We start from the raw sequence: 14,712 nt of genomic DNA on the forward strand, positions 1-14,712 counted from the left end.
GCGGGCGGGGGCGGCGGACGCGGAGCCTTGGGGACCTTGGGCTTGGGCGTGGAGCCCAGGATGTCCTCCAGCACCTCCGCGCCATCGACGCCCGAGTCGCTGGGCGGCGGCGGCGGCAGGTCCCAGTCCAGCGCCGGCGGCGCGGGGGGCCTGGGCGGACGCGCGGCGGCCGGCGGCGACGGCAGGATGTCCGGCGAATCGTCCTCGTCCATGTCCATCGGTTCAGCCTCCACGATGTCCAGGGGCTCACCCCGGCCGCGCGCCAGCGCCTGTTCCATGTCGTCCGTCGCGGCGACGAATACCTTGAGCGGCTTGCGCAGCTGGAAGCGCAGCTCGTCCACCAGCATCAGGTTGCCCGGGTCCTCCACGGCGACGTGGATCTTCTCGCCGCGGCCCTCCTGCTCCGCCGCGAAGAGGAGCACCCGGTGCTCGTTCTGGAAGTCCATGGACACCAGCGAGGACACCGCATGCGGGATGTACTCGGGGATCTCCACGAACGGCAGCTCGTGCTGCGCCGCGAGCGCCCGCGCGATGTCCCGGCCCGTGCACAGGCCCATGGACACCAGCACCTCGCCCAGCTTGCGCCCCTGGCCGCGACGTCCGGAGGCCAGGGCCTGCTTCACCTGCTCGTCCGTCACCACTCCGGCCTGGACGAGGAGTTCACCAATCTTCTTGCGCATGGCCGGGGGCTACCGCTTGACCTTGGCGAGGTATTCCTCGCGGGAGAAAACGCCCTTCTCGATGAGCAGCTCCACCATGGCCTTCAGCGCCGCGACCTCCTTGCGCTGGACCTCCTCCACGCTCTTGAGCAGCTCCGCGGGGCTGCCGGAGGCGGCCTGACGGGGTGCTTCCGGCGGGGGCGCCTGACGGGGCGGCGGCGCGGCGGCGGGCTTGGGGGACATGGCCACGGCGGCGGCCGGATCCAGGTCCTTGAGGTTCTTCACGACGGTGCGGCCCTGCGCGTCCACCACCTTGAAGTTGGTGTCCGCGTCCTCCAGCTCCGCCGTCTCCTCGTAGAGCCGCGCGAAGGCCCGCGCCACGGAGGTGCGCCCCGCCACGTTGGCCACGATGCGGCACTTGGACAGGGCGCGCAGCTCGTCCAGCACCCGGACGTTGAGCGGGTCGGACATGGCGACGACCAGCGTCTTGCCGTCGTCGCGCAGCTGCAGCGGCACGACGGAGAAGTCGCGCGCCGTCTGCGCCGGGATCTTGGCCTTCACGTGCGGCGGCACCATCTGCACGGCGTCCAGGTTCACCGCCGGCATGCCGAGCTGCTTCGACAGGGCGCGCACGAGGATGTCCTCGGAGACGAGGTTCATCCGGACGAGGATCTCGCCCAGCTTTCCGCCCCACTTGGCCTGCTCGGCGAGCGCCGCCTTGAGCTGGCTCTCCTGCAGGACGTTCGCCTTGATCAGCAGTTCTCCAAGCTTGATCTGTGCCATGTCGTGCGCGCCATAGTACCCGGTTTGCGCCGGGACGCTGCCTTTCGACGCCTGGAAGCTCAGGAACCCGGCGCGGGGGGCGGCTGAGACACCGGCCCCTCCGAGCGGACCTCCTGGCCCCGCGCGTCGACGTTCACCACCCGGGCCCCCTCGGGGGCGGCCAGCTCGTAGAGCGTTAGGTCCGGGCGGCCGTTGAGGCGGATGTCCGTGTACTTCAGGTCCAGCTTCGTCTCCGCCGAGGCGGCGATGAGGTGGACCTTGTCCGGGAAGAACAGGCCGTCGCGCTGCTGGAAGTCCTCGAACGCCAGGTCGTAGCCCGGCACGCCACGCACCTCGCTCTTCACCACGCGCAGGTGCTTGGGATCCACACGGAGCGTCTGCGTGGCGGGCCCCCGCTGGAGCTTGAGCACGTACACCCGCTCCTTCTCGTCCAGCTCCAGGGTCATGGACTCCGGAGGCAGGAGGGGGACCTGGCCCAGCATCACCGCGACCAGCTCCTCGCTCGGCAGGACGACAGGCAGGAAGCGCGACACGTTCTCCGCGCTGGCCGGGCCCTGGAGGTACGTGTTCTCGCGCGCCTGGTAGACGCCGAAGCGCTCACCGTCGGAGACGAGCGAGGCCACCGGGCGGTTGAAGAAGTCGTACGTCTCCAGGTGGATGAGGGCCGGGCGGGTGATGGAGAGGTACGTGGAGAGCGTGCCGCTGCCCTGGGGCGAGTCCACGTGCAGCTTGGCGTCACCCTCCAGGGTGACGACCTTCGCCTGCCGCTCGCGCACGTGCTGGTAGAGCGTCTGGGCGTCCTCGATGCGGCCCTCCGGACCGAACTCGAGACGTTTGGGGCAGGCCGAACAGAGGAGGGCCAGGAAGATTGCGGCGGCTGCGCGGTTCATATGTCCTAGTGTGAGCCAGGGCCGCCTGCCCGGTCATCCATCATGAATCTGAACGATCTACTTCATTACCTTCGCCTGGGCGGCGTCACCCTCGCCCTTCTCCTGGGCGCCTCCGTGGTGGCCCTGGGCGTGGCCATCGAGCGGCTCATCGCCCTCTGGGGCGTGAGCGAGCGCTCCCGCAACCTGGGGGAGATCGTCCAGAAGCACCTCCTCCGGGGGGACGTGGCCGCCGCCCGCACCGCCGCCGAGCGCTCCGACGCCGTGGCGGCCGACATCTTCCTCGCCGGGTTCGACCGCTGGGAGCGCTCCCGCTCCGCCGGTGGCAACAGCATCGAGTCCGCCGTGGAGCGCGAGCGCGCCCAGGTGGGCCTGAAGCTGCGGCGCAACCTGTGGCTGCTCGCCACCATCGGTTCGACGACGCCCTTCGTGGGCCTCTTCGGCACCGTGGCCGGCATCATGCGGTCCTTCAAGGACCTGGGCGTGGACGTGGAGGCCGGCGGCACCGGCGGCTCCGCGGCCGTGATGACGGGCATCTCCGAAGCGCTCGTCGCCACCGCCGTGGGCATCCTCGTCGCCGTGCAGGCGATGGTCTTCTACAACTACTTCCAGGCCCGGCTGTCCCGCGTGCTGGTGGAGCTGCGCCTGCTGGGCGACGAGTTCGCGGAGGTCCTCAAGGAACGCTCCGCGAGCGGCGCCCTGCCGGAAGCCCCGCCCCCGCGCGAGAGCGCGACGCAGCCCGCCCCGTAAGGAGACACGCCCACCATGGCCATGGGAAAGACGCCCGGCTCGGGCGACGACGAGGTGGAGGGCGCGGGCTTCGCGGAGATCAACATCACGCCGCTGACGGACGTGATGCTCGTGCTGCTCATCATCTTCATGGTGACCAGCTCCGTCATCACCCAGCAGGGCCCGGGTGGCGGCGCCAAGGCGGGCCTCAAGGTGAACCTGCCCAAGGGCGGCGCCGCGGACGTCACCGCGCGCACCACGGACCTGTCCGTCGCGGTGCTGGCGGACGGCCGCTTCGTGCTCGCGGGCAACGTCGTCGCGGAGGCCGAGCTGAAGCAGGCCTTCGACACGGCGAAGAACCAGAACCCCGACACCGTGGTCATCGTGCAGGCGGACGAAGGCGTCCCCCACGGCACCGTGGTGCAGGTGATGGAGCTGGCCAAGAAGGCCGGCCTCGCGCAGCTCGCCATCGGCGTGCGCGAAGGCAACTGAGCGAAAGGCCCCCCGGCGCTTCACGTGCCGGAGGGCCTTCTTCACTTCAGGACTTCAGGCGCTTGACTCAGACGCCGCCGAACGCCGCGTCGGTGATGTCCATCGGGGACGTGTCCTCGGTGGCGATGAGGCGCGCGGCGTACTCCACGTTGGGCAGCACGTTGCGCGCGTACCACAGGGCGCTGAACTTCTTGCCCTCGTAGAACGCCTTGTCCGGGTGGTCCGCGGCCACGCTGGCGGCGGCCTTCTCCGCGATGACGGCCGCGTCCAAGAGCAGCCAGCCCACGGCGACCTCCGACATCATGTTGAGGAAGCGGTTGGCGGAGAGCGGAATGAGCGGGAAGCGGCCCGCGTCCTGCGACCAGCCGAACAGCGCCATCGCGCTGGACATCAGGCCTTCCTGCGCGCCGGCCAGCGTCTTCACGGCCTCGCCCAGCACCGGGTGCTCGCGGTGCGCTTCCACGAAGCTGCCCACGTCACCCATGAACTGCTGGAAGTGCGCGCCGCCCGCCTGGCCCATCTTGCGGCCCACCAGGTCCATGGCCTGGATGTGGTTGGTGCCCTCGTAGATGGAGAAGATCTTCGAGTCGCGCGTGTACTGCTCCACCGGGTAGTCCTGGATGTAGCCAGCGCCGCCGTACACCTGGATGGCCTGCGCGCAGAGGCGGAAGGCCTGATCCGAGCCGTAGGACTTCACCAGCGGCGTCAGCACCTCCACCTGGCCCTTGTGGTAGGTGGCCGCGTCGTCATCCTTGCCCGCCAGCTGCTTCGCCTTGTCCAGGTGCATGGCCAGCTTGATGATCAGCGCGCGGATGCCCTCCACGTGCGCCTTGATGTCCAGCAGCATGCGGCGGACGTCCGGGTGCTCGATGATGGAGGCGCGCGGCGCGGACGGGTCCTTCCACTTGGTGAAGTGGGAGCCCTGCTTGCGGTCCTTCGCGTAGTCGAGCGCGTTGTAGTACGCGGCCGACGCCAGGCTCACGCCCTGGATGCCCACGGCGATGCGCGCGCCGTTCATCATCTTGAACATCTGGCTCATGCCCACGTGCTCGACCGTGCCCACGAGCTCGCCCAGACAGCCGTCGTTCTCACCGAAGTTGAGGACACAGGTCGCCGAGCCGTTGATGCCCATCTTGTGCTCGATGGACGCCACCGTGACATCGTTGGACTGGCCCGCGGAGCCGTCCGCGTTGATGCGCAGCTTGGGGACGATGAACAGCGACAGGCCCTTGGTGCCCACCGGCGCGCCGTCGATGCGCGCGAGCACCAGGTGGATGATGTTCCCGGCCATGTCATGGTCGCCGCCGGAGATGAAGATCTTGGTGCCCTTGATGCTGTAGGTGCCGTCCGCGTTGCGCTTCGCGGTGGACTTGGCCGCGCCCACGTCAGAGCCGGCGTGCGGCTCGGTGAGGCACATGGTGCCGCCCCACGTGCCGTTGAGCATGCGCTCCACGAACTGCTTCTGCTGCGCGGGCGTGCCGCACTCGGCGATGACCTCCGCCGCGCCGAACGCCAGGCCCGGGTACATGTTGAAGGCCGTGTTGGCGCCGGAGAGGATCTCCTCCACCGTCACCTGGAGCATCATCGGCGCGCCCTGGCCGCCGTGCTCCGGGCTCACCGCCACCGTCTTGAAGCCCTGCTCGTAGAGCTTGCCCCAGGCGTCCTTGAAGCCCTTGGGCGTGAAGACCGAGCCGTTCTCCACCCGGCAGCCCTCACGGTCACCGACCGAGTTGAGGGGCCCCAGCACCTCGCGGGCGAAGCGGTACGTCTCCGTGAGGACCGCCTTCGCCTCGTCCGGGCCCCAGGCGTCATAGGGGGCCGTGCCCGCCACCTGGCCGAAGCCGAACTGCTCGAACAGCGTGAAGAAGATCTCTCGAAGGTCGGTCTTGTAGGTGTTGATGCCGGCGGACATGGCCACTCCTGCGTAGGGGCTCGCTGCCTGCCTGCTTCCCGCAGGGCGGGAAAAAGTAAGGGTCAGCGGCCCATGTGACGCAGGAAGTGTGGCGTCGCCTGATTTTTGAGTCAACCCAAGATGACACCCCGCGTTGACGAGCGGTCGAAGCCGCCCTTCTCGAACGCGGGATTTCGTCTTGGAACGCCTACTTCCTGGCCTTCTTCGCGGCCGGGAGCGACGCCGTCTTCGCGGCGGGCTTCTCCCGGGGGGCGGTCTTCTTGGACGAGGCGCCGGAGCGGGGCTCGTCCGACTCCTCGTCCTCCTCGTCGTCCTCGTCCCGGTCGCGCTCCGGGGCGGCGGGCGCCGGGGCGCTCGAGGCGGCCTCGGCGGAGGAGGCAGGGGCCGGGACGACCAGGCTCTCGCGGGGGACCTCCACCACGATGGGGGACTGGCCGGAGCGCTGCCGGTTCTCGTCCTCCAGCGAGTAGAAGAGCTGGATCTGCGAGCCGCCCTTCATGACGAGCTCGCCCTTCTGGTTCTCCGCCCAGAGGTCGATTTCGACGAAGTACCGGCCGCCGGAGCCGTGGCGGTCGCTCACGCGGCCCTTGCAGACCACGGTGTCACCCGGCCACACCATCTTGATGAAGCGGACGTTGTAGCGCCGCAGCTGGCCGCCGCGGGCCCAGTCGCTGATGAGCTGGCCCAGCATGCCCATCACCAGCATGCCCGGGGCGTACACGGACGGCATCCCCACGCTCTTGGCGTAGATCTCGTCCACGTGCACCGGGTTGTAATCGCCGGAGGCGCCCGCGTAGCGCGACAGCTGGACGCGGTCCACCGGGGCCTTGGCCAGGGCCGGCAGCTCGTCACCGACGCGGATGGATTCGAAGTAGAGCTTGCGCGCGGGCATCAGGCGTTCTCCTTGGCGGCACGCACCACGAGGGTCCGGCGGGCGCGGAAGACGAGGTTGCCCTCTTCGTCCCGGCCTTCGTCCTCGATGACCGCGATGTCCATCTTGCCGGACATGCCCGGCCGCTCGAAGACGTCCGACACGCGGGTGGACACGTAGATGCGGTCCCCCGCGAAGATGGGCCGCTCGTAGTCAAAGCCCTGCTCGGCGTGCAGCAGGCTCTTGATGCCCACCCCCAACAGCTCCCGGAGGTCCGCGGCGGAATGGAACGACGCGGGAAACGTGGGCGGCGCGACGATGGTGGGGTAGCCCGAAGCGCGGGCGTACTCCTCGTCGTAGTAGATGGGATTGTAGTCGCCGATTGCCTCGGCGAAGCGCCGGATGGCGCCCTTCTCCACCTCGTTGAGCGTCGGCGGCGAGGCGCGGCCAATCGCGTTCTTGTCCAGCATTTCCCTCTCCTGATGAATCTTCAGCGTCCTGACGGAAGCTCGAGCACCGTCAGGAGCCCGGCCTCCGCGGCCGTCAAACGTGGCGCGGCATTCACCAGCGCGTTCGCGGTGGCCCGGTCGCCCGCCACTCCCCCCGGGATTTCCAGCACCAGTCTGGGATCCGCGTCGATTTCGATGCGATCCCGTGGGTTGTCCGCCCCCACAGCGATGGTCAGCTCCAGGCGGACCCGCTCCTGCCCCTCCTCCAAACCCACCACGGATTGGAACATGCCCGCGACGCGGCCTTTCTTCACGACAAATGCGCCGCCGGTGATGTCCTCCTCCGCGAAAACCGGAGTCACCTCTTCCTCGAAGTCATCACAGTCCAGCCCCAGCCCCAGCGCCGCCAGCGCCGCGGACTCCACCAGCCCCACGTGGCCCAGCTCCTCGCGGTCCACCAGGTCGAAGAACTCCTCCTCCGACAGGCCCGCGCCCACCTTGCGCTGCAGGGCTTCACGCCGCGTGCGGGCATCCACCACCCGGCTGGCCGTCACCTTGCGCACGGGGCCGCACACCTGCCCGGCCGTGGCGATGAGGCGATCCAGCACGAAGCCCGGGTTCACGCCCGTGCCCACGATGGCGACGCCCGCCTTCTGCGCGGCGCGCTCCAGCTTGTCCGCCAGCTCCGGATACTTCAGGTGCGGGAACGCCAGCTCCTCGCAGGTGCTGGCCACGGGCAGGCCCAGCTTCAGCGCGTCCAGCAGCTGATCCATCACCTGGGACAGCCGTGAGCTGGTGGCGTGCAGCACCACCACGCCCTTGCGGCGCCCCACGGCCTTCTCCAGCGAGTCGGACACCTTGAAGCGCGGCCCGGCCTGCCCCAGCACGTCGCTGAAGGGGCGACCCACCAGGGAGGGCTGCGAGTCCACCGCGCCGATCAGTTCCACTTCGGGGGACGACAGGGCAGCCCTGGCAATCTCCTGCCCGATGAACCCCAGCCCCATCACCACCACCGGCACCGGCCCATCAGGGGCTCTAGCCATCGGAGATTGCTCCCGAATTCCAAGGGGTTACAGCCATTTACGTTGGGTAGGCGGCCACCATAGAACACGGCTCGACGGGCAGGCAAGCAGGACGTGGAGTCCCGCGACCTCCGGTTTGAGTGAAACTTCAAGAATTCCGGTGCTTTAGCGGCACTGGAAAGCTTGGGGGGGCCTGTTTGGCCGTCTGCGGACCCGCTATAAGACTTTGAGAAAGAACGCAGTCTCTTTGCTTGGAGCGAACCTGCCCATGGCCCGAATCCTCGTGGTGGACGACGACGTGCTCATCCTCGCGGCGCTGTCCCGGATCCTCCAGGCGGAGGGCTACGAGGTCGTGACGCACAGCGATCCGGTGGTGGCGGCGCGGGAGCAGGGCTTCGACGTCGTCCTGACGGACTTCATGATGCCGTACCTCAACGGCATCGAGCTGCTGTCCGCGCTACGGGAGAAGAACCCCCGCGCGGTGCGGCTGATGCTGACGGCGGCGGCGGACTTCAAGACGGCGTCCGAGGCGGTGAACCGGGGCGAGGTGTTCCGGCTGCTGGGCAAGCCGTGGGCGCTGAGCGATCTGACCAGCAGCATCCGTCAGGCCTTCGAGCACCACCGGCTGGTGGCGGCCAACGAGCGGCTGACGCGCGAGGTGGCGGAGAAGAACGCGGAGCTCCTGGCCATCAACGAGGGCCTGGAGCGCCGGGTCATGGAGCGCACCACGGGGCTGCTGGACGGGTTGATCAGCGCGCTGGACTACCGCGACACGGAGACGCAGTGGCACTCGCGGCGCGTGTCGCTGTACGCGCGGCGGCTGGCGCAGGAGATCGGCCTCACCGGCGCGGCGCTGGACGTGGTGGAACAGGGCGCGCTCCTGCACGACATCGGGAAGATTGGCGTGCGCGACTCCATCCTGCTCAAGCCCGGCCCGCTCACGCCGGACGAGTGGGTGGAGATGAAGCTGCACCCGGAGTTCGGCTACCGGATGCTGGCGAAGATGCCCTACCTGCACGAGGCGGCGCTCATCGTCCTGCAGCACCAGGAGCGCTGGGATGGCAAGGGCTATCCGCTGGGGCTCAAGGGCGAGGAGATCGTCATCGGGGCGCGCATCTTCTGCCTTGTGGACACGCTGGACGCCATCACCTCCGACCGGCCCTATCGCAAGGGACGCCCGATGAGCGTCGCGCGCGATGAAGTGCGCCGCTGCGCGGGCACGCAGTTCGACCCGATGCTCGCGGAGGCGTTCCTCGGCCTGCCGGAGACGGAGTGGGCGCGCATCCGCCGCGAGGTGGAGGCGATGGAGGAGGCGGAGAGCCACCGCTGGACGTGCGCGAAGCTGGACGCGAACGGACAGCCCGTGCCCGCTCGCGCCGCCGGGGCCTGAGGCACGAAGGCCCGCGTCAGGGGGCGCGGGTGCCGACGATGACGTCGTCGATGACCGTGCCCTCCATGAGCGCGTCCACCACGTCCATGCCTTGAATCACTTCACCGAAGGCCGTGTAGCGGCCGTCCAGGTGCGGCTGCGGTGAGTGCGTGAAGAAGAACTGGCTGCCCCCGGTGTCCTTGCCCGACAGCGCCATCCCCACCGTGCCCCGGGCGTATCGTCGGCGCGTCATCTCGCAGCGGATGGAGTAGCCGGGACCGCCCTCCCCGTCTCCGCGCGGGTCTCCGCCCTGCGCGACGAAGTCCGGCACCACGCGGTGGAAGGTGATGCCCCGGAAGTAGCCCTGCTTCGCGAGCGCCATCAGGTTGCCGCCCGTGAGCGGCGCGTCCGGATCCAGCAGGACGGTGATGTCGCCCTTGCGCGTGCGCAGCGTGAGCGTCGTGCCGGGAGGCGCGGCGGGCGGACGGTACGTCTCCGGAGGCAGCTCCACACGGGCGGAGCGGACCGGAGCGCCCGTGAGGGACGTGAGGGACTCGGCCGCGACCCGGCGCACGTTCGCGTGTGGATGCTTCAGCCATTCGCGCAGGCGCGGCTCCGCGGCCTTTCCCTGCAACGCGACGAGCGCGCCGGCCACCGCCTCCGCCAGGTCCGGCTCCTTGGGGACGCGGTCGGCCAGGGCCTCCAGCGCGGGCAGGGCCTCGGCGTCCTTCAGCTTGCCGGCGGCGGCCGCGGCGAGCCCCGCCACCACCGCGTCACCGCCTCCAATGAGCGCGCGAATGGGCGCCATCGCTTCGGGCACGGGGCGTTCGGAGAGGGCGTCCAGCGCGGCGCCGCGCACGATGGGGCTCACGTGGTTCAGGTAGGGCACCGCGAACGCGGCGCCGGTGGGCTGTCCCTTGAACTGCGCGACCTCATGCAGTCCCAATGCGAGCCAGCGGGCTTCGGGGACGCGGCCGAAGCCACACTCGCGGACCTGATCCAGCGTGCCCTGCTGCCGGTCCATCGCCGCCGCGATCCGGCAGTCGAGCCACGCCAGGTCCGCGTGGGCTTCTTCCGTGGCCGCGCTCCGGTCGGCCTCCGCGAACGCCTTCCTCCAGCTCACGAACACGGGCCGGCCCTGGAGCGGGAGTCCCTGCTGCGCCACCGCCAGGAACAGGTGGCCCTGTGCGGCCCTTCCCTCCGCCACCTGCTTCGCCAGGGGCACCCGGCTCTCCAGGGCGATGAGCGGGGCGCAAGGCGCACCGGCCTCGCACTTCGCCGCCAGCTTCGCCAGCGCGCGCGCTGCCTCCGCCGACACGCGGAACTCAGGTCCGCCCAGCATCAGATGCAGCGAGGTCGTGTCCCGCGGGCTGCCCACGTCGCCCAGGCCCTTCGCGCAGAGGGCCCTCGCATCCGGATGCGCGTTGGCCAGACAGGACCCGAGCGCCTCCACGGCATCCAGCCGCTTCGACGCCGCGAGGAGGTACGCCCCGGCGACGTTCACCTCGCTCCGCAAGCGGGGATCCAGCAGCGCGCGGATCGTCTCCAGGGGGACGTTCGCCACGGCCGCGGGCCCGGCCTTGCGCGCAGCCACGCCCAGCGCCGTCGCCGCGGCCTCGGACCAGGGGCCATTGGCCGGAGAAAGCCGGGCCGTCAGCACCTCCACGGCGCCAGGCGTGGCCAGCTTGCCCAGGGACTCCAGCAGCGTGTCGTGCACCCGGGCGTAGGCTTCCGAGGCCTCGGCGCGCACCAGCGCTTCCGTGAGCGCCGTCCGTGCCTCCTCCGGCAGCGGCTCCCAGGACTGGGCCAGCTCCCCCGCCGCGAAGGCGGCTTCTTCGCGCACGGCATTGCGCGGCGCCGTCAGCCCGACGAGGACGGCCTCCAGCGTCGCCACGTCCTGGATGCGCGCCAGGGCCCGGAGGGCGCGCACGCGCACGGCCCAATCCCGCGCGGAGGTGGCGAGCCGCACCAGCTCGCCGTCTCCCAGCGAGCGGCGGTCCTCCCAGTCCTGGATCCGCTCGATGAGCTGTGCGGGCGACTCCTGGGGCGGAGGCACGTCGGGCGTCGGCACCGAGCGCACACAGGCGCTCACGAGGAGGAATCCGGCGGACACGGCGGCGGGCAGGCGGGCCATGCTCGAATTGGCTAGGTCAATTCCCCGCGAAAATCCAGGGGTTATGCCGCTGAACAGGTTTGACAGCCGCGCGCCGGGGCCGGGAAGATATCGGGCCGTTCCCCCCTCCCGGAGCACCGGTCCTGAACTGCCCAGGCTGCAATCGCAAGGTCGCGGACGACACCGCCATCTGCCCCAACTGCGACTACATCATCGACCAGTCCTTCCTCGGGGGAGGTGGGGACGAAGGGGATGCTGGCGGTGAGGATGAGAGCACCGGCGTCCGTCCGCCTCCGCGCTCGCGGCCTCCTCCGGCCCGCGCCGCTCCGGAGCCCCGCGCGCGCCCTGCCCCGGCCCGCGCCAGGACGGGCGCCCGCCCCGCCGCGCCGCCGCCGAGCGACGACGCCACCAACGTGCGCAGCATGGAGGACATCGCCCGGGAGAAGGCCCAGCGTGCCGCTCCCGTCCGGACTGGCTCCGCCAAGGCCGCTCCCGCTCGCGCGCCGGCCCCTCGCCGCGCACCGGCTCCCGTCGAGGAGGACGAGGACGACTCCGCGGACGCGGGGGTGGATCCCTGGTCCAAGGAGGCCCGCGAGCTGGAGACCGCGCGCTCCCCCATCGATGATCCGGAGGTCCTGCTGGACGACGCGCGCTCGTTCCTGCGCGAGCTGGAGGGCGGCGACCGCATCGCGTTCTGGGGCGCGGCGCTGGTGGTGCTCTCCTGCTTCATGCCGTGGAAGGAGACGGCGGAGGATGGTGACTTCCTGGGCCTCATCAGCCTGGGCTTCATCTCCTTCCTCTTCGCCGTCGCGACCATGGTCTTCGTGGGCCTGCGCTCGCGGCAGGTGATGAGCTGGGTGAACCCCATGCTGCCGTGGGGCGCGCAGATGGTCTGCAGCGTCATCAGCCTCGTGTGGTCGCTGGTGTTCCTGAAGATCTCCTCGGACACCACGCTGGTGCCGTCGCCGCTGGGCAACGCGGAGATGATGAACTCGTCACCGAGCATCGGGTGCTTCCTGGGCATCCTCGGCGGCGTCATCGCGGTGCTGGGTGGCCTGATGGGGCTGAAGCGCCAGGAGGGGTAGGCCCGCGAGGATTTCGCTGCCGCGCCGGAGGGGAGGCGGGCTACCGTCGCCCGCCACCATGTCCGACGCCTCGCCCCTCTCCCGCCTCCTCGACGCGCTGGGTTCGGCCGTCGTGGGCCAGCCCCGCGTGCTGACCGACCTGGTGACGGCCTTCCTCGCGCGCGGCCACGTGCTGCTGGAGGGCGTGCCCGGGGTCGCCAAGACACTCACCGCGCGCAGCATGGCGGGGGCCCTGGGCCTGTCCTTCTCCCGCGTGCAGTTCACCCCGGACCTGATGCCCGCGGACATCCTGGGCACCAACGTCTTCCAGCCGCAGACGCAGACCTTCCGGCTGATCAAGGGCCCCGTCTTCACGGAGGTCCTGGTCGCGGATGAGATCAACCGCACGCCGCCCAAGACGCAGGCGGCGCTCCTGGAGGCCATGGAGGAGCGGCAGGTCACCATCGACGGCGCCAGCCACGCGCTGCCGCCGCACTTCTTCGTCGTCGCCACGCAGAACCCGCTGGAGCTGGAGGGCACCTATCCCCTCCCCGAGGCGCAGCTGGATCGCTTCCTCATGCGCGTGCGCGTGGGCTACCCGGACGGCGACGGAGAGACCGCGCTGCTGCGCGCCTTCCACCAGCGCGAGGGCCGGCCGCCACAGGTGTCCCGCGTCCTGGACGAGGCCACGCTGACCGGGCTGCAGGACCGCGCGGCCCGCGTCGCGTGCGACGACTCCATCCTCCAGTACGTGGTGCAGCTGGTGCGCGACACCCGCGCCCACCCCCGCGTGCGGCTGGGTGCCAGCCCCCGCGCCGCGCAGGCCCTGCTCGCCGCGGCCAAGGCGCGCGCCGCGCTGCGCGGCACCGACTTCGTCACCCCGGACGACGTGAAGGACGTGACCCCCAGCGTCCTCAACCACCGCCTGCTCCTCAAGGCCGAGGCGGAGGTGGAGGGCGTCACCGCGGATGACGTGCTGAAGCAGATGCTCGAACGGGTGCGAGTGCCCCGGTGAGCGTCGGGCGCCCCGTCCCCAGCGGCCTCGCCGTGGCGCTGTTCGCCGGAGCGCTGGTGCCCGCCGCGCTCGCGGTGGCGAGTCCCGCCTTCGGGTGGCTGGCGCTCGCGGTGGACGTGGCCGTGCTGCTGCTCTGCGCGGTGGACTTCCTGCGCGCGCCGCACGCCCGCGACGTCGAAGCGCGCCGCGAGGTGGAGCCCATCCTCTCCTCCGGCGTGGACAATCCGGTGCACTGGGAGCTGCGCTCGCGCTCGGACCGGCCCGTGCGCGGCGAGCTGCGCGACGAGCCGCCCCTGGACGTGGAGAGCCATGGCCACCGGCAGCCCTTTGCGCTGGAGCCGGGGGAGCCGGGTGGCGCCTCCACGCGGCTGACGTACCGGGTGCATCCGCCCTCGCGGGGCGACGCGCGCTTCGGCGACGTGAACCTGCGCCTGATGGGGCCACTGGGCCTGTGCTCGCGGCAGGTGACGCTGCCCGCGGGCCAGGACGTGAAGGTGTACCCGGACCTGCGCGCCCTGTCCCGCGAGGCGCTGACGCTGGCGCGCGCGTCCGAGGCCGTGTCCGCGCGCACGCTGCTGCGCAAGTCGGTGGAGGGGCGCGAGTTCGAATCGCTGCGCGAGTACCGCCCCGGCGACGACTACCGCCACATCGACTGGAAGTCCTCCGCGCGCCACGGCCACACGCTGGTGCGCACGTGGCAGCCGGAGCGAAACCAGCCCGTGCTGCTGCTCCTGGACTGCGGCCGTCACATGGCGGGCCGGGTGCAGGGGCGCAGGAAGCTGGACCACGCGGTGGACGCGGCGCTGCGGCTGGCGCGCGTGAGCCTGGACGCGGGCGACGTGGTGGGCGTGCTCGCGTTCGCCAGCGACGTGCGCGCCTTCCTCCCCCCGCGCAAGGGCGCGGAGCACCTGCGCCTCATCACGGAGTCCCTGTACCGCGCGGAGGCCGGCCTGGAGGAGAGCGACTACGGCCGCGCGTTCGACTTCGCCTTCGCCCGCCAGACGCGCCGCGCGCTGGTGGTGCTCTTCACCGACCTGGTGGACCCGGACGCGTCCGCGGGCCTGCTCACGCGCACGCTGGCCCTGCGCCCCCGGCACCTGCCCGTCGTCGCGTCGCTCTTGGACGAGGACCTGGAGGCCGCCGCCACCGATGTGCCCGGCGACGCGACGTCCGCCTACGCGCGCCAGGCCGCGTCCCGCATGGAGTCCGAGTACCGCCGCACCGCCACCACGCTGCGCGACGCGGGGGCGCTGGTGGTGCGCGCACCGGCTCGCGGCTTCGGCTCCGCTGCACTCAACGTGTACCTGGACGTGAAGGCGCGCGGGCGGCTCTGAGCGCTCACAACGC

14 protein-coding genes are annotated in these 14,712 nt (G+C 70.8%); 6 read left to right on the forward strand and 8 right to left on the reverse strand.

Translation table 11 applies throughout. The annotated features are described in order from the left end of the window. The 3 genes from D7X96_RS16670 to D7X96_RS16680 form a co-directional block, all read right to left on the reverse strand. Positions 1 to 680, reverse strand: a 680-nt coding sequence (locus tag D7X96_RS16670) for a cyclic di-GMP-binding domain-containing protein, MshE-related (RefSeq protein ID WP_121770180.1), incomplete at its 3' end; no start/stop codon positions are given. A 9-nt stretch (positions 681 to 689) separates the two neighbouring features. After that, entirely contained in the window at positions 690 to 1,442 is a 753-nt protein-coding gene (locus tag D7X96_RS16675) for a cyclic di-GMP-binding domain-containing protein, MshE-related (RefSeq protein ID WP_120546678.1), read from the reverse strand. 59 nt (positions 1,443 to 1,501) lie between these two features. Further along, a complete protein-coding gene (locus D7X96_RS16680; RefSeq protein WP_121725662.1) occupies positions 1,502 to 2,332 on the reverse strand; it encodes a DUF4292 domain-containing protein in 831 nt (276 codons plus the stop codon). 42 nt (positions 2,333 to 2,374) lie between these two features. Between D7X96_RS16680 and D7X96_RS16685 the strand changes: the two genes are divergently transcribed. Next, positions 2,375 to 3,079 (forward strand): MotA/TolQ/ExbB proton channel family protein, encoded by a 705-nt coding sequence (locus D7X96_RS16685; RefSeq protein ID WP_121770181.1) that lies wholly within the window; start codon positions 2,375 to 2,377, stop codon positions 3,077 to 3,079. A gap of 15 nt (positions 3,080 to 3,094) precedes the next feature. Continuing rightward, on the forward strand, positions 3,095 to 3,550 hold the full coding sequence (locus D7X96_RS16690) for an ExbD/TolR family protein (protein ID WP_120546675.1): 456 nt from the start codon (positions 3,095 to 3,097) through the stop codon (positions 3,548 to 3,550). A gap of 67 nt (positions 3,551 to 3,617) precedes the next feature. On the opposite strand, the gene D7X96_RS16695 is transcribed toward D7X96_RS16690, so the two are convergent. The 4 genes from D7X96_RS16695 to D7X96_RS16710 all read right to left on the reverse strand — a co-directional run bounded on the left by D7X96_RS16695 (position 3,618) and on the right by D7X96_RS16710 (position 7,825). Next, the gene (locus D7X96_RS16695; protein ID WP_121770182.1) at positions 3,618 to 5,462 is read right to left on the reverse strand and encodes an acyl-CoA dehydrogenase; all 1,845 of its coding nucleotides are present in this window, start codon (positions 5,460 to 5,462) and stop codon (positions 3,618 to 3,620) included. Between the two features lie 187 nt (positions 5,463 to 5,649). Beyond that, positions 5,650 to 6,354: a MaoC family dehydratase gene (locus D7X96_RS16700; RefSeq protein WP_120546673.1), complete on the reverse strand. Its 705-nt coding sequence runs from the start codon at positions 6,352 to 6,354 to the stop codon at positions 5,650 to 5,652. After that, positions 6,354 to 6,803: a MaoC family dehydratase N-terminal domain-containing protein gene (locus tag D7X96_RS16705; protein WP_014397671.1), complete on the reverse strand. Its 450-nt coding sequence runs from the start codon at positions 6,801 to 6,803 to the stop codon at positions 6,354 to 6,356. The genes D7X96_RS16700 and D7X96_RS16705 overlap by 1 nt, the downstream gene beginning before the upstream one ends. Before the next feature lie 20 nt (positions 6,804 to 6,823). After that, complete coding sequence (locus tag D7X96_RS16710) at positions 6,824 to 7,825, reverse strand: NAD(P)H-dependent amine dehydrogenase family protein (protein ID WP_120546672.1); 1,002 nt, start codon at positions 7,823 to 7,825, stop codon at positions 6,824 to 6,826. Positions 7,826 to 8,072: 247 nt separating this feature from the next. On the opposite strand from D7X96_RS16710, the gene D7X96_RS16715 reads away from it, so the two are divergent. Continuing rightward, positions 8,073 to 9,194: an HD domain-containing phosphohydrolase gene (locus D7X96_RS16715; RefSeq protein WP_120546671.1), complete on the forward strand. Its 1,122-nt coding sequence runs from the start codon at positions 8,073 to 8,075 to the stop codon at positions 9,192 to 9,194. Between the two features lie 16 nt (positions 9,195 to 9,210). Here D7X96_RS16715 and D7X96_RS16720 read toward each other — a convergent pair whose 3' ends face one another. After that, positions 9,211 to 11,307 (reverse strand): peptidylprolyl isomerase, encoded by a 2,097-nt coding sequence (locus D7X96_RS16720; RefSeq protein ID WP_121770183.1) that lies wholly within the window; start codon positions 11,305 to 11,307, stop codon positions 9,211 to 9,213. A 59-nt stretch (positions 11,308 to 11,366) separates the two neighbouring features. Here D7X96_RS16720 and D7X96_RS16725 point away from each other — a divergent pair, with 59 nt between their 5' ends. Genes D7X96_RS16725 through D7X96_RS16735 form a run of 3 tightly spaced genes read left to right on the forward strand, consistent with a single transcriptional unit; the run spans position 11,367 to position 14,699 of the window. Further along, a complete protein-coding gene (locus D7X96_RS16725; RefSeq protein ID WP_244219612.1) occupies positions 11,367 to 12,371 on the forward strand; it encodes a zinc ribbon domain-containing protein in 1,005 nt (334 codons plus the stop codon). 58 nt (positions 12,372 to 12,429) lie between these two features. Beyond that, complete coding sequence (locus tag D7X96_RS16730; protein ID WP_120546669.1) at positions 12,430 to 13,365, forward strand: AAA family ATPase; 936 nt, start codon at positions 12,430 to 12,432, stop codon at positions 13,363 to 13,365. Continuing rightward, positions 13,362 to 14,699, forward strand: coding sequence for a DUF58 domain-containing protein (locus D7X96_RS16735; protein ID WP_120546668.1), 1,338 nt, complete (start codon positions 13,362 to 13,364; stop codon positions 14,697 to 14,699). The genes D7X96_RS16730 and D7X96_RS16735 overlap by 4 nt, the downstream gene beginning before the upstream one ends. Positions 14,700 to 14,712: the final 13 nt, after the last annotated feature.

It is taken from the genome of Corallococcus interemptor, from assembly GCF_003668875.1.
GTDB lineage: Bacteria > Myxococcota > Myxococcia > Myxococcales > Myxococcaceae > Corallococcus > Corallococcus interemptor.